General features: G+C 41.3%; 2 protein-coding genes. Both read left to right on the forward strand.

All coding sequences use genetic code 11. The features are described 5' to 3' along the window. Nucleotides 1-3,265 (forward strand): non-ribosomal peptide synthetase (locus JFT89_RS11730; RefSeq protein ID WP_201040034.1); only part of this gene is annotated, 3,265 nt, incomplete at its 5' end. Next, nucleotides 3,262-18,171, forward strand: coding sequence for a non-ribosomal peptide synthase/polyketide synthase (locus JFT89_RS11735; RefSeq protein ID WP_201040035.1), 14,910 nt, complete (start codon nucleotides 3,262-3,264; stop codon nucleotides 18,169-18,171). The genes JFT89_RS11730 and JFT89_RS11735, both read left to right, overlap by 4 nt. Nucleotides 18,172-18,235: the final 64 nt, after the last annotated feature.

The raw sequence follows: 18,235 nt of genomic DNA on the forward strand, positions 1-18,235 counted from the left end.
ACAGAAACGCCTATGGTTTATTAATCAATTAATGCCAAATAGTGCGATGTACAATATTCATGCAGCGTGTCGCTTAACAGGAAAATGGTCAATTGAAGCATTGGAATCCGGATGGAATTACTTGTTGGAACGTCATGAATCATTACGGACGATAATTCTAGAACAAGAGGGTGAACCTTTTCAACAGGTTCATTCTTATACTTTCAGACCTATCTTTCAAACGGATTTAACAAATCTCTCTTTGGAAGATAGGGAAAGAGAAATGAAACGGCTCATTCAAAATGAAGCGGAGGAACCATTTCATTTTGGACAAGGTCCTCTGATTCGAACGCGAATATTGAAAGTGGGCGAGGAAGAATGGGTTCTCCTTTGTACGATGCATCATATTATTTCGGATGGATGGTCAATGGGAATCTTACTTGAAGAATGGATGGCTTTTTATGAAGGAGTACTAAGCGGAAAACCAGTGGAACTGAAGGAGTTATCTGTTCAATATGCAGACTTTGTAATGTGGCAAAAAGAATGGCGAAAAGAAGAGAATTTGAATCAACATCTTCAATATTGGGAGGAAGAATTGTCTGGGGAGCTACCAGTTTTACAATTACCGATGGATCGTCCTCGACCTGCGGTTCAAACCCATCGTGGTGCAAGCCAGTCCCAAATGTTGGAGGATTCCCTTCAGGAAAAGCTCAAAAATTTAAGTCTGCAAGAAGGATGCACTTTATTTATGACCTTGATGGCAGCCTATCAAAGCTTCCTTTCTCGTTATACAGGACAAGACGACATCTTGGTTGGAAGCCCAATTGCAAATCGAAATGTGAAAGAGATTGAAGGATTAATAGGTTTCTTTGCAAATACGTTGGTTTATCGAGCTGATTTAAGTGGAAATCCGACGTTCCAAGAACTTTTGTCGCAGGTACGAAAAAAAGCACTAAAAGCATACGAGTATCAGGACATTCCATTTGAGAAAGTGGTAGAATCCGTGAAACCGGAACGGAATACAAGTCATTCACCAATATTTCAAACTATGTTTACTTTACAGAATACGAAACAAGAGTTTCCTCAGCTATCTGAAAGACACATGGAACTCATGGAAAGTCATACTACTGTTGCGAAATTTGATTTGAGTTTATTTGCTTCTGAGACGGAAGAAGGATTATCGCTAACATTTGAATATAATACTGATTTGTTTAATGATACCACCATTGAGCGTATGGCAAGTCATTTTGAACATTGGTTATATCAAATTGTATCTCATCCAAAAGATTTATTATCGGAAATGAATATGTTATCGAAAGTAGAATATAAGCAACTACTAGAGGAATGGAATGAAACAGGTGTTGTAGATATACAAGAAAGAACGATTCATACATTGTTTGAAGAACAAGTGAAAAAAACACCAGAAGCAATTGCAGTAGTGTACGAAGATGAAGAACTAACATATCGAGAGTTGGACGAGCGCTCGAATCAGCTGGCACATTACTTACAGAAAAATGGTGTAGTATGCGAATCATTGGTTGGGATTTGCGTTACACGTTCATCCGAGATGATTGTCGGCCTCTTAGGAATTATGAAGGCAGGAGGGGCATATGTCCCAATTGATCCAGCGTATCCGGAAAGTCGACTGCAATACATTTTAGAGGATGCTCAAATAAAGGTACTGGTGACACAGGAAAAGTTACAACAAAAAATGGTTATACCTAAATCCGTTGACGTGATTTGTATTGATCGTGATCGAGCAGAAATAGAACAAGAAGCAACTACGGTGTGTACGAGTGAAGCGACGGGAGATAACTTAGCCTATATTATCTATACTTCAGGTTCCACTGGAAATCCAAAGGGAGTAATGATTGAGCACAGGAATACAGTAACAATGATTCATTGGGCGCATCAGACATATTCCCGAAGGGATTTAGCGGGAGTGTTGGCTTCAACTTCGCTATCCTTTGATCTATCCGTTTTTGAAGTGTTTGTTCCCTTAACGATGGGTGGTAAGGTAATTGTCGCTGAAAATGCTTTACATCTAGACAAGTTGTCTACCAAGGGTGTGACTTTGGTCAATACTGTGCCATCGGCAGCGAAGGAACTGGTTCGAGCAAAAACAATCCCTTCTTCGGTAAAGGTGATGAATTTGGCTGGAGAACCATTGCCATATTCACTTGTTCAAGATTTATACGAGAGAAGTACGATTGAGAAGGTGTACAACCTATATGGACCGTCCGAAGATACTACGTATTCCACATATATGGAATTAGAAAAGGGTGTCATGCATAGGGTACCACCAATTGGTAAACCAGTCTTCAATACAGAAGTATATGTACTGAGTGCTGAACAAAAAATGGTTCCAATTGGTGTAGTTGGTGAGCTTTACATTGGTGGATCAGGATTAGCACGTGGATACTTAAACTGCCCTGACTTAACGCAAGATCGTTTTATACCGCATCCGTTTAAAGAAGGAGAGCGAGTATACCGGACTGGAGATTTAGTAAGGTATCTGCCGGATGGAAATTTGGAGTATCTTGGCCGAATCGATCATCAGGTGAAAATTCGTGGGTTCCGGATTGAACTAGGAGAAATTGAAGCGACATTACAAAAGCATACATTAGTTAATGAAGTCATTGTGATGGTGCGGGAAGATTATCCTGGTGATCCACGTTTGGTTGCCTATGTTGTGGGAGATGGGGATGCTCATACGTGGCGTGATTATCTCCTGGCCCAGCTACCAAATTTCATGATTCCAGCCTATTTTGTCAGCTTGGACGCATTTCCACTTACTCCAAATGGAAAAATTGATAGAAAGGCCTTACCAGCACCAGAGAGACAAGAGGTAGCGAGTGGGTATATTGCTCCTCGTACACCTACGGAAAAAACAATCGTTTCGATATGGCATCAAGTTTTAGGTGTAGAAAATATTGGAGTGCAGGATTCGTTTTTTGAAATAGGTGGGCATTCATTACTTGCTACGCAAGCTGTTTCCAATCTTAAAGAGGCTTTTGGAATCGAGATACCATTGCATGATTTATTTATGTTTCATACGGTGCAGCAATTGGCAGAACAGATTGATCAATTGCTCTATAACAGAAATCAAGAAATGCAGAATGATAGTAAGGATAATATAAGTCTTCAAGACTATATTCAAAAAGAAGCAGAAGTGAGTAATGATGAAGAATTACTTGAACTGCTTAAGCAATTAGAAGAGCTATCAGAGGAAGAAGCACAAGAGATATTCAAGAGCAATTTGATTGAGGAAGGGGTAAAAAAATGAGAAGTGATTTACTTGCAAAGCTGAGTTCACTTTCTCCTGAGAAGAGAGCATGGCTTCAGAAGCAAATGCAAAAAAAGGAGAATAAAGAAGCACTCCCGTTGTCTTATGCGCAACAACGTTTGTGGTTTATGGACAGATTTAACCCAAACAGTTCTTTATATAATATTCCAACGGTATGGAATCTAAAAGGAAATTGGATACCTGAAGCATTAGAAAAGGGATTCAATCGACTCATTGAACGTCATGAATCATTACGGACTGTTTTTAAAGAAGTAGGAGAACAACCTGTACAACAAATTGACGATTTCCTTCCTAGAGCATTACCTGTAAGAGATTACTCTCAATTTCCTCTAGAAGTAAAAGAAAAAGAGGTAGATAGTTTAATTGCCAGAGAAGCGCAAGAACCATTTGATTTAATAAATGGTCCTTTAATTCGTAATCAGCTTGTTCAATTAGAAAAGGATGAATGGTTATTACTGTGTACGATGCATCATATTATTTCTGATGCTTGGTCTATCGGTATATTCATGAATGAATTACTAGCTTTCTATGAAGAAGAAACGGGCGGGAGTCCTGCTAAATTAAGTTCACTATCCATTCAATATGCAGACTTTGCGAAGTGGCAAAAGGAGTGGTTGCAAGGTGATGTGTTAAATCGTCAACTTACGTATTGGCAGGAAGAATTGTCTGGGGACCTTCCTATATTACAACTGCCAGTGGACCGGCCTCGACCGGTTACGCAAACTTACGCTGGGGATACGCATCACGTGATTTTTCCTAATAGATTACTCAATCAATTAAAGGATATAAGTCGACAAGAAGGATCTACCTTATTTATGACTTTAATAGCTGCATACCAGAGCTTTCTTGCTCGTTATACGGGGCAAAAAGATATTCTAGTCGGAAGTCCGATTGCAAATCGGAATCATAAGGGAGTAGAAGGATTAATCGGTTTCTTTGTTAATACGTTGGTTTACCGATCAGATTTGAGTGGCACTCCTACTTTTCGAGAGATTTTGAATCAAACAAAGAAAAAGGCGTTAAAAGCTTACGAATACCAAGATATACCATTTGAAAAAGTGGTAGAAGCTGTGCAACCTGAACGAAGCATGAGTCATTCTCCTATCTTTCAGACCATGTTTACACTACAGAATATAAAACAAGAACGACTAGATCTGCCTGGTAGAAGTATCAAAATGGTAGAAAGTAATATGTCTATTGCAAAATTTGATCTGAGTTTAACTGCCTACGAAGTGGAAGAAGGTCTATTTGTCTCTTTTGAATACAACACGGATTTATTTCATAGTAGTACCGTTGTACGTATGGCAGGACATTTTGAGAACTGGTTAAATGAAATCGCGTATCATCCAGATGAATCATATACAAAGCTGTCAATGTTATCGGACACAGAACAGAAACAACTCCTAGAAGAATGGAATGATACTGACGTGGTCTATGGTCGTGAGTGTATGATTCATGAGCTATTTGAGCAGCAAGTTGCACGTACACCTGATGCAGTGGCGGTAGTTTATGAAGGCGGAAAACTAACGTATCAAGAAATCAATGAAAAATCGAACCAATTGGCACATTATCTACAAAAACGAGGTATAGGACCTGAATCATTGGTCGGTATATGTGTTGAACGTTCTCCTGATATGATTATTGGTCTCTTTGGGATTTTGAAAGCAGGTGGGGCTTATGTCCCACTGGACCCAAGTTATCCCGAAAACCGTCTGAGATACATTTTAGAGAATTCACAAATTCAAGTGCTGTTAACAAAAGAGGCACTACAGGACTGGTTACCTAAAGATATTGAAGCAATTTGTTTAGACCGGGATCAAGCAATGATTTCTAAAGAGAGTAATTTAACTCCAGTGAGTGGAGTAACAGCAAATAACTTAGCGTATATCATATACACTTCGGGTTCGACGGGAAACCCGAAGGGAGTAATGATTGAACATCATTCGGTCATCAACCGCCTACAGTGGATGCAGAAAAAATATCCCTTATCTGAGGAGGATACAATCCTACAAAAGACACCGTTTTCGTTTGATGTTTCTGTCTGGGAATTATTTTGGTGGTCATTTGTAGGAGCACGAGTTTGTTTACTTCCACCCGGAGGTGAGAAAGATCCTGGGATGATTGAGGAGTATATCGAACGATATCGTGTGACCACCATGCACTTTGTTCCGTCGATGTTATCCACTTTCTTGGATTACATGGAACAATTTAACTCGAAATGGAATGTTTCATCTTTAAGTCAGGTTTTTACTAGTGGGGAAGCACTAAACACTGAACAGGCTCGCCGGTTTAAGGGGGTATTTTACGATGTTCAGCAAACAAAGTTAATTAACTTGTATGGTCCTACCGAAGCGACTGTGGATGTGACTTATTATAATTGTGATTTAGAAAAAGAACCTATGCTTATTCCAATTGGTCGTCCAATTGATAATACAGAGTTGTATGTGTTAGATCAACATCAACAGGTGGTACCGATTGGTGTGGCGGGGGAACTTTACCTTGGAGGAGTAGGATTGGCACGTGGCTACTTCAATCGACCAGAGTTAACTACTGAGCGTTTTATTCCGCATCCCTTTAAGGAAGGGGAACGATTATATCGAACGGGTGACCTGGTGAGATATATGAATGATCGTAACTTGGAGTATATTGGAAGAATAGATAACCAAGTCAAAATCAGAGGATTCCGAATTGAACTGGGAGAAATCGAAGCAGCTTTACATGATCACTCATCTGTAAAAGAGGCTGTCGTGTTGGTGAAGGAAGATCGACCAGGAGATAAGCAGTTAGTAGCTTATGTAGTGGGTGAAGGGGATACTGGAGAGTGGCGTGAATATCTTAAGAAGCAATTGCCACATTATATGGTTCCGGCATACTTCTTCCAAGTTGAAGGGATGCCACTCACTCCAAATGGTAAGGTGAATCGGAAAGCTTTATTGGAATTGGAGGCACAGTTCATAAGTGAAGATATTACTACTTCATCACGAACACCAGTAGAGGAGCTCATTGTTTCCGTATGGGGCCAAGTGTTAGGTATAAAAAATATAAGTGTTCAGGATTCTTTTTTTGAGATTGGTGGTCACTCGCTGCTAGCTACTCAAGTAGTTTCACGCTTACAAGAAATCTTTCAAATCGAATTACCGGTACGTGAACTATTTGAGTATGCAACGGTGGAGTCACTGGCAAAGCGATTAGATCAGTTACGTAAAGGAGATAGAAAACGAGAGATTCCGCCACTAATGCCGATGGAAAGAGGGGAAACTATTCCGCTCTCTTATGCCCAACAGCGCTTATGGTTTATCGATCAATTTACACCTAATAGCGCCCTTTACAATATGCCAATGGTATGCCGCCTTACAGGGAGTTGGCTACCTGAGGCATTGGAAAAGGGATGGAATCAGCTCATAGAGCGTCATGAATCATTGCGGACGGTCTTTCATGAAGTGAACGGTCAGCCCGTGCAGCAAATTGAACCGTATGCTTTTCGATCAATTCCGAAAACGGATTTAACTATGCTTTCTCCAGAAGACCGAGAAGAAGAAGTTAAACGTTTGATTCAACAAGAAACAGAAGTGCCATTTGATTTAACAGAGGGCCCACTAATCAGGACAAGTATTTTGCAAGTGGGAGAGGAAGAATGGATTCTCCTTTGTACTTTACATCATATCATTTCAGATGGATGGTCAATGGGAGTCCTACTTGAAGAATGGATGGCATTCTATGAGAAAGCTACGGATGGAAAGATAGCAGAACTTGAACCATTACCGGTTCAATATGCCGACTTCGCTCAGTGGCAAAAAGGATGGCTGAAGGCGGAAGTGCTTGATCAACAACTCCAATATTGGAGGGAAGAATTGTCTGGGGAGCTTCCTGTACTCCAACTTCCTATGGATCGCCCGCGTCCCGCAATACAAACTCATCACGGGTCGACATACACCCTGGTTCTGCCAAGCACGCTACATGACAAATTAAATGAATTTAGTCGTCAAGAAGGGGCTACACTCTTCATGACCCTGTTAGCTGCATATCAAAGTTTTCTATCCCGCTATACGGGACAAGAAGATATTCTGGTCGGAAGTCCAATTGCTAATCGAAATTATAGAGAAATTGAAGGACTTATTGGTTTCTTCGTCAACACCTTGGTATATCGGGCTAATCTAAGTGGTAGACCGACATTTCAGGATGTTCTGTCTCAGGTTCGTCAAAAAGCATTGAAGGCGTATGAGTATCAAGATATCCCTTTTGAAAAAATTGTGGAAGTTGTACAACCAGAGCGGAGTACAAGTCATTCGCCAATCTTCCAGACTATGTTCATCTTGCAAAATATGAAACAAGAGTTCCCGGTGTTATCTGGTAGAAGTATTGAAATGTTAGAAAGCCATAGTCCAATCGCAAAGTTTGATTTAAGCGTAATGGTAGCTGAGACGGAAGAGGGATTACTTTTTACTTTTGAATACAATAAGGATTTATTCAATGCCACAACTATTGAACGGATGGCAGGGCACTTTGAGAAATGGCTACACGAAGTTTCCCATTACCCGCAAAATCCGTTGCATAGTCTGAGCATGCTATCGGAACCTGAGCGTACTTTGTTATTAGAAACATGGAATGACACTGTAATGGAAATGCCCCCACAGGGTCTTATTTGCGACAGATTTGAGGAACAAGTAGCAAAGCGTCCTGAAGCGATTGCGGTAGTTGATCAAACAAAAGATTGGACTTACGGTGAACTGGATGCACAAGCAAATCAGTTGGCAAATGTTTTACAGCGAAAAGGAGTTGCTCCAGAGTCAGTCGTGGGAGTTTATCTTCCGAGGTCGGCTGAGCTCATGGTAAGTTTACTAGGCATATTAAAAGCTGGTGGAGCTTATGTCGTTTTAGATCCGTTGTATCCAAAATCAAGGTTAGAATACATGATAGAAGATGCAGGAATTCAATTTGTAGTGACGGCGGAAGGACAAGAAGGCCTTTTCGAACAGGTCGAAATGGTGAGGTTAGAAGAGTTAACAGTGGAAAGCGTAATCGCACCTACACGGCAGATAAATCCAGAGAACTTAGCTTACATTGTCTATACCTCTGGTTCTACAGGAAAGCCAAAGGGTGTCATGATTGAATATCGCTCATTAATGAATATGGTTTCTTGGCATCAAGAAGTTTATCGTATTACAGCAGAGGATCGTGCGACTCAGATTGCAGGGATTGCTTTTGATTCGGCTGTTCAGGAGATTTGGCCGTATCTAACTGCTGGTGCAGCACTCTACTTGTCAACAGAGGAACTGAGAATTAATCCAGAAGCACTAAGAGACTGGCTCATTGATTCGCGAATAACAGCTAGTTTTGCACCTACGCCTATTCTGGAAAGACTCTTGAAATTATCTTGGCCAGGTAAAACGGATCTTCGTTTTATCATTACCGGCGGGGATCAATTAACGCAGTATCCATCTAACGATATTCCTTTTGCGGTAATCAATCAGTATGGTCCATCGGAAAATACCGTTGTTACCACGGATTGTTATGTACCTGTAGGAGTGACAACAGGTACGCCATCGATTGGTCGACCGATTGCGAATACAGAAGTTTATGTGTTAGATTCTCATCTTCAGCTAGTACCAAGTGGTGTGATTGGAGATCTCTATATTGGAGGGAAGAGTCTTGCTCGTGGATATGCTAATCGTCCGGACCTTACAAAGGAAAAATTTATTTCGCATCCATTCAAGTCAGGAGAACGTCTCTATTACACCGGAGACAAAGCAAGTTATCTTTCTGATGGTGCTCTCCAGTTCCATGGTCGTATAGATGACCAAGTGAAAATTCGTGGTTTCCGGATTGAATTGGGAGAAATAGAAGCAGTCTTGCAGGCACATTCTTCTGTGAAAGAAGCGGTTGTATTGGTACGAGAGGATGATCCAGGCGACAAGAGATTAGTAGCTTATGTAGTTGGTGAAGGAAGTGTCCAAGAATGGCGAGAGCATCTACAAACACATTTACCAAATTATATGGTCCCAACAAACTTTATTGAGATGGAATTTTTACCACTTACACCGAATGGAAAACTTGATTTAAAGGCATTGCCAATACCTAGCAAATTATCTACGGAAAATACCGTTCACGCACGAACTCCGCTAGAAGAACTTATCGCTTCAGTGTGGAGTCAAGTGCTAGGAATAGAAAATATAGGTGTTCAGGATTCTTTCTTTGAACTTGGTGGTCATTCTCTACTTGCTACACAAGTGGTCTCACGCTTGCAAGAAGTCTTTCAAATCAAATTACCGGTACGTGAACTGTTCGAATATTCAACGGTCGAGGCACTGGCGAAGCGATTAGATCAATTACGTAAGGGAGGCAAAAAACGAGAAATTCCACCATTGATGCCGATGGAACGAGGAAATGCCATTCCACTTTCTTATGCTCAACAGCGCTTATGGTTTATCGATCAATTTACACCTAATAGTGCACTTTATAATATGCCGATGGTATGCCGTCTTACAGGAAATTGGTTACTAGAAGCATTGGAGTTGGGATGGAATCAGTTGATAGAGCGTCATGAATCATTGCGGACAGTATTTCATGAAGTGGACGGTCATCCTGTGCAGAAGATTCAACCGTATACTTTCCGTTCCCTTCCACAAATTGACTTAACTAAGATTTCTCCAGAAGAGAGAGAAAGAGAAGTGGAGCAATGGATTCAAACTGAAGTCGAATCCCCATTTGACTTAGAGCAAGGGCCATTGTTCCGTGGACAAATCGTGAAAATTTCAGAAGAAGAATGGGTTCTTCTGTGTAATATGCATCATATTATCTCGGATGGATGGTCGATGGAAATCTTGCTCCAAGAATGGATGGCATTTTATGAGGAGGCGATTGGTGAAAAACCAGCAGACCTTGCACCACTACCAGTTCAATATGCCGATTTTGCTCAGTGGCAAAGAGAATGGTTGATAGATGAAGTACTAAACCAACAGCTTGCATATTGGAAGGAAGAACTGTCTGGTGAGTTACCAGTCTTAATGTTGCCGATGGATCGTCCCCGTCCTCCGGTGCAAACCCACCATGGATTAACTCATAATGTGTTGTTGTCACGCTCATTACTGGATAAATTAAACGAACTTAGTCGTCAAGAAGGGGCCACGCTTTTCATGACCTTATTGGCATCGTATCAAAGTTTCCTTGCCCGTTATACAGGACAATCAGATATTCTTGTTGGAAGCCCAATTGCGAATCGAAATTATCGAGAAATTGAAGGGTTGATTGGTTTCTTTGTCAACACGTTGGTTTATCGAGCTGATTTAAGTGGCGCACCGGCATTTCAAGAGTTGTTGTCTCAAGTGCGGATAAAAGCATTGAAGGCATATGAGTACCAAGATGTTCCGTTTGAGAAAATTGTGGAGGTTATCCAGCCTGAACGAAGTACAAGTTATTCTCCGATTTTCCAAACCATGTTTACTTTGCAAAATACGGGACAAGAGCTATCACAACTACATGGACGAAGTATAGAAGTAATGGACAGCCACGCTACAATCGCCAAATTTGATTTAAGTTTAACTGCCGCAGAAGTGGAAGAGGGCTTATTGCTTACTTTTGTTTATAGGACTGATTTATTTGACAGTTTAACTATTGAATCCATAGCCGAAAATTTTGGAAACTGGTTGAATTTAATCGTGGAACATCCTGATAAATCATTAGCTATGTTGCCGATACTGTCAGGATTACAGCAAAAGCAGTTAGAAGAGTGGAATAATAATGCTGTAGCATATCCACAGGAATTTGGGATTCATCAGCTGTATGAAGAGCAAGTAAATCGTACACCTGACGCGGTGGCAGTGGTAGATGAAAAACAGCAGTTAACCTATCGAGAGCTGAATGAAAAAGCAAACCAATTGGCACATTATCTCCAGAAATGTGGAATTGGGAGCGAGTCATTGGTTGGTCTCTGCTTCCAGCGTTCAGTTGAGATGATTGTCGGTCTCATGGGGATCTTGAAAGCTGGGGCAGCCTATGTTCCATTGGATCCATCGTATCCAGAAAGTCGCCTACGATATATTCTGGAGGACACAGGGATTCAAGTATTGGTCACGAACGAAGCATTAGAAGGTTGGATAACTGAAGAAATCAAAACAGTTTGTTTGGATCGGGATAAAGCGATGATTTCGCGAGAAAGCACCCTTTCACCAATATGTGAAGTGACAGGAGAAAACTTGGCGTATGTAATCTATACTTCGGGATCAACAGGGAATCCGAAGGGAGTTATGGTAGAGCATCAAAATGTGATTCGTTTATTTAAATCGACGGAATGTTGGTATCAGTTTGATGAAAAAGATACTTGGACGCTTTTCCATTCTTATGCGTTTGACTTCTCGGTATGGGAGATTTGGGGGGCATTACTCCATGGCGGAAGATTGATTGTTGTTCCTTACTGGATTAGTCGATCGCCCAAGGATTTCTATCAACTGTTAGTAAAGGAAAAGGTTACGGTTCTTAATCAGACACCATCCGCATTTCGACAATTGATACAAGTGTGTGAACAAGAAGATGAGAAGAAAGACTTGCATCTGCGCTATGTCATATTTGGTGGGGAAGCACTCGATCCTACCAGCTTGGTACCATGGTTTCAAAGGTATGGAGAGCAGGAACCACAGTTAATTAATATGTATGGAATTACAGAAACTACCGTTCATGTTACGTATTATCCAATTACTCAAGATGATGTGCAGCATGCTTCAAGAAGTAATATAGGAAAACAGATTCCAGATTTAGAAGTGTATGTACTAGACGCTTGTCAACAACCTGTGCCTATTGGCGTAGCTGGCGAACTATATATTGGTGGAGCAGGACTTGCACGTGGATATTTAAACAGACCCGAATTGACTGCAGAGCGTTTCATTCCTCATCCATTCAGTAGTGACCCAGGAGCGCGATTATATCGGACAGGAGACTTAGCGAGATACTTACCTGATGGAAATCTGGATTATCTTGGGCGGATTGATCAACAGGTGAAAATCCGTGGTTTCCGAATTGAGCTCGGAGAAATTGAATCTGCTTTAAACGCACATGTCTCCATAAAAGAGGCTGTTGTAATTGTTCGAGAAGATCAGCCGGGTGATAAACGGTTGGTGGCATATGTCGTGGGTGACGGGAATGTAGGTGAGTGGAGAGATTATCTCAAGGCGGAACTACCAAGCCATATGGTTCCTTCAGGATTTGTGATGATGGAAGCCATTCCACTAACTGCTAACGGAAAAGTTGATCGTGAGGCCTTACCTGTACCAGAGGAGAGGAAAATCGAAAGTGAATGTGTTGCCACGCGGAATGGTAACGAAGAAACACTGGCCACCATTTGGAAGCAAGTATTAGGGATTAAAAAGGTGGGAATCCATGATAACTTCTTTGAAATTGGTGGAGACTCAATTCTCAGCATTCAGATTGTCTCTCGTGCGAAGCAAGCAGGTTTGCAATTGACGCCAAAGCAAATGTTTGAACACCAAACAATTGCCGAGTTGGCGCAAGTAGTCAATGAAGAACGGGGTGTACAAGCAGAGCAGGGAGTTGTAACTGGAGAACTGATCCTTACACCAATCCAGCAATGGTTTTTTGCACAAGATCATCCAAACCCACACCATTGGAATCAATCCATGTTTTTTAGAACAAAAGAGCGACTGGATATAGTATTACTGGAGAAAGCTGTGAGTACCCTTCTAATCCATCATGATGCTTTGCGTTTAAGATATGAACGGTTACCGAATGGAGCTTGGAAACAGCGGAACGAAGGGATCGAAGAACAATCGACGCTGACCGTTATTTCATTAGACGAAGTGCCACAAGCAGAATGGCATCAAGTGATTCAAACGGAGATTGACACTGCACAAGCAAGCTTGCACTTACACGCAGGACCGCTAATGAGAATGGTGTATTTTGATGAAGGTGAGAAAAGAGCCGGCCGATTATTCTGGGTGATTCACCACTTAGCAGTGGATGGTGTTTCTTGGCGGATTTTACTGGAGGATCTGCAAACGGCGTATAATCAAGCGAGCAAGGATCAGATGATCCAATTACCTACAAAGAGTACATCCTTTAAAGCGTGGTCGGAGAAATTGCATCATTACGCTGAAGCTGGGATTGTGCAAGAAGTGCGTGATTACTGGGAGCAGCAATCCGAACAAGAAGTGGTTATGCTACCAGTGGATACCACCCTCGAAGTTCCAGCAAACACAGGAAACGAGGAGATTACCGTGGTGCTGGATGAGAAAGAGACCCGTACGTTATTGAAAGAGATTTCAAGCACTCATCGTGTCCAAATCAATGAAGTACTATTGACAGCATTGGTACAGGCTATGGCAGCATGGACAGGCCATCCGACGCTGACCGTGGATTTGGAGGGGCATGGTCGGGAAGAGATTATCGAAGACGTTGACCTATCTAGAACCGTGGGGTGGTTTACAAGTATTTATCCTGTTCACCTAAATATTACCGGTGCCGACACGCCAATTGCAGCATTAAAAGCAGTTAAAGAACAAGTGCGTAAAATTCCTAATAAGGGTGTTGACCATGGAATTTTGCGGTATCTGAACACAACAATGTGTGAGCAATGGGGGTCTCAACATACACCGTCTATTAGTTTTAACTATCTTGGACAATTTGACCAAATGTTTTCTGACGATGCAATACTTATTCCAGAGAACGGATTTAAGCGCTTAGATCATGCTTCTGGTTCCAAGCGATTGCATTTAATTGATGTAATTGGAATGGTAACGGATGGGAAACTTCAGTTCACTTGGGTATACAATGTAGGACAATATGCGAAATCAACGATTCAAAGTATTGCAGAGAATATGCTCCATCAACTAAGTAAATTGATTCAATCTGCGGATGGAGAATCTGCACTGACCGTTTCAGATTTTGTGATGGCTAATCTTGACCAAGCCAGTTTGACAAAAGTATTAACCAAGATGAATCGTGGAAATAATTATCCGATTACCGATTTATATCCACTATCGCCTTTGCAAGAAGGAATGATTTTCCATACATTGCATGACCAGGGGGAGGAACATGTAGCGCCGTATATAGTGCAATTAAGTTTCATGATTAGAGGAGAATTGGATATTGCTACTTTCGAACAGGCGTGGAAATCGATAATTCAGCGGCATGAAATTTTCCGCTCAGCTTTTCTTTGGAATGAAGTTGAGGAGCCTTTACAAGTGGTGTATGAGAGTGTTCCATTTAAGGTGAATGTAGAAGATTGGCGTACGCTGACTGCAGAAGAAAAAGAAGAGAAAAGAAAAGCCTTTTTGGCATTGGATCGAAAACAAGCCTTTCTTTTTGATAAAGCGCCATTGATGCGGGTGACTGTCATTCAAGAAGGTGAGGAAGAATATCGAATTGTTTGGACACATCACCATATTCTGTTGGATGGATGGAGCCTACCACTGGTCTTTAACGAATTGCTTACAGTGTACCAGAAGAGAATGAATGGAGAAGCCGTGCATTTACCTAATTCATCGCCATACAAGAAATATATTCAATGGCTAAGAGAACAGAATCAGGAGCAGGCGGAGCAATTCTGGAGAGAGAAACTTAAAGGTTTTACAGCTCCAACCCTGCTGGGCTTAGAAAGTAAAGAGCAAGAAAAAGGTTACACAGAGAAGGTAACTTATTTATCAGAAGAGCAAACCCAAGCGTTACAAAACTGGGCGAAGCGCAATAGGCTCACTTTGAATACAGTAATTCAAGGTGCGTGGGCGTATCTCATGAGTCGGTATAGTGGAGAAGATGAAATTGTCTATGGTGTAACTAGCTCAGGACGCCCTACGGAGATTATTGATGTTGAAAACATTGTAGGTCCTTTTATTACCACATCACCGACGCGAATTCAGTTGATAGATAATATAAAAATAATGGATTGGTTGCAGAAGATACAAGAGGAAGAGATAGAAAGAAGACAATATGAATATGCTTCTTTGACAGAGATTCAAGGATGGAGTGAAGTTCCTAGAGGAACCCCGCTGTTCCATAGCTTGTATGTGTTTGAAAACTATCCAGTGAAAGAGGAGTCCTCAGGAAATCTAGAAATTGGTGGGTTGGAAGGAGTAGAGCAAACTCATTATCCATTAGGATTGACAGTTGTCCCAGAAAGCCAGTTGTTGTTAAAGTTGAAGTATGATCGTAGCAAGTTTAATGGCCTCACCATTGAACGGATACTGGGTCATTTAAGCCAGGTGTTAAAGCAAATGATCGAGAACGTTGATCAAACTCTGTCGGAGCTGGTGTATGTTACGGAAATAGAACAGAAACAACTACTGGAAGAATGGAATGATAATGCAGCAGCGTATCCACGTGAAAGTGTGATCCACAAACTTTTTGAAGATCAAGTGGATCGTACACCTGATGCGGTGGCAGTGGTGGATGAAAATCAGCGGTTGACGTATCGAGAGCTGAATGAGAAAGCAAACCAATTGGCCCATTATCTTCAGAAATGTGGGATTGGGACGGAGTCATTGGTCGGGCTTTGTTTCCAACGTTCAGTTGAGATGATTGTCGGTCTCATGGGAATCTTGAAAGCTGGATCAGCCTATGTTCCGCTGGATCCAGCGTATCCAGAAAGTCACCTACGATATATTCTGGAGGACACAGGAATCCAAATGTTGGTTACGAACGAAGTATCACAAGGTTGGATACCTGAAGAAGTTGAAACAGTTTGTTTGGACCGAGATCAAGCAATGATTTCGAAAGAAAACACCCTTTCACCAATATGTAAAGTAACAGGAGAAAACTTGGCGTATGTTATCTACACTTCAGGTTCGACCGGGAATCCAAAAGGGGTTATGGTGCAGCATCATTCGGTATTAAATCTATCCTATGGTTTACAGAAAGAGGTTTTTTCACATCGGGCACATGATAACATGCGCGTTGGTCTAAATGCCTCAATCGCCTTTGATTCATCCGTTAAACAATTACAAATGCTTTTGTATGGTTCTAGTTTATATATTATTTCAACAGAAGTTCGCAGTGATCCTCAACAGTTTGTATCTTATATTCGGGAGAATAAGTTGGAAATGTTCGATATAACACCTTCACTACTCCAATTACTCATAGATGAGGGGTTGTTAGAAACAAACGATAGTGTTCATGTTCCAAGCAAGGTACTGGTCGGTGGAGAAGCGATTATGCCATCACTGTGGGAACAACTAGTAGAGAATGACCATATCCATTTTTATAATGTATATGGTCCTACGGAATGTACGGTTGATGCGACATGCTATCGTATCAAAAAAGATAGTAAGAGAGTAACCATTGGGCGTCCGTTGCCAAATGTTCAAGCCTATGTATTGGATGAGAAGTTGTTACCTGTTCCAGTTGGTGTTACGGGTGAACTTTATATCGGTGGAGCAGGCCTAGCGAGAGGATACTTGAATCGTCCAGAGTTAACGTTAGAACGTTTTATTCCTCATCCATTTAATGAAGGGGAACGGTTATACCGGACGGGAGATCTAGTCCGCTATTTAGCGGATGGCCATTTGGATTATCTGGGAAGAATCGATAATCAAGTGAAAATTCGAGGGTTCCGGATTGAGCTTGGAGAGATTGAAGCGAATTTAGAAAGTCATCCATCGGTGAAAGAGGCGGTAGTCTTGATAAGAGAGGACCAACCAGGAGATCAGAGATTGGTTGCCTATGTGGTGGGTGAAGGAAGTATGCATGAATGGCGTGAGCATCTCAAGAGGCAAGTACCGAATTATATGATTCCTGCACACTTTATTGAGGTGGATGCGATTCCGCTTACAACAAATGGGAAGGTTGATCGAAAGGCACTGAACAGCTTAACGATTCAAAGAGAAAGTACCTTTTCTACACCAATCATCCCACGGGATGAAATCGAGTATCAGCTGATTACAATCTGGCAGGATTTGCTACAGTTAGAAGATATCCATGTAAACGATGATTTCTTTAATATAGGAGGTCACTCTCTCCTTGTAATCAAATTGATTTCAAAGGTCAGAGAGAAATTTGGAAAAGAGATTAAGGTGCCCGCACTAATTAAGAATCCGACAGTGGAAGGAATCGCTTGTCTCATCCGTGAGAATCATCGTATGGAAGAATCATTATCAGTTCTGGTTCCATTACAAGAATCAGAGAAAAGACCTTTTTTCTGTGTTCACCCGTTTATGGGTAATGTACTCTGTTACATTCAGCTAGCAAGGTTACTCAAGGATCACTGCTCATTTTATGGTCTACAGAATCCTCTCGTAGAGAAAGAAGGAATGAGCGGGTTAATTTTATCGGAAGTAGTTCAACTCTACATCGAGGAAATGAAGCGGGCTCAGCCAGAGGGGCCGTATCGTCTGGGAGGATGGTCTCTGGGCGGTGCCATCGCCTATGAAATCGCAACTATGCTACGGAACCAGGGAGAAGAAGTTGAGGTGTTGGTACTATTGGATACCAAGGTGCCTTCAGAACGGGATTACAAGACAGAAGATGAAATGCTATCTTATATATTGGAGCATTTCATCAATATAGAGTTAGTGGATCAGGAAGAAGAGCTTGTTCATCAACAGGACATGCTTGTTGAGCAATTAATTGTGGAAGGAGTGCTCCCGCCTGATGCAAATCTTACGAATTTGAAGCAAATTATCAATGCTCACAGGAAATGTCTGAATTTAATGGCAGAGCATGATTTAACACCATATTTTGGGGAAGTTATTTACTTTAGTGCTGAGGAAGGTAAAGAATTGTTTACGGATTGGAAGCCTTTATTAAAAGGAAGAGTGAATATGTATTCGGTCCCTGGATCACACGAAGAAATAGTAGCTTCCCCCGCAGTTGAAAAGTTAGCTAAGTATCTACTAAATGAATTAGAAGGAATAAAAGAGACATCCCTTTCACTAACGGAAAAGTAGAGAGCACAAAATAGGCAACTTTATAAACGAACATTGTTATTATTAAAGTCGTTATTTGTGAGTA

The sequence above is a fragment of the Bacillus sp. TH25 genome (assembly GCF_016650935.1).
Classification (GTDB): Bacteria; Bacillota; Bacilli; order Bacillales; family Bacillaceae_G; genus Bacillus_A; species Bacillus_A mycoides.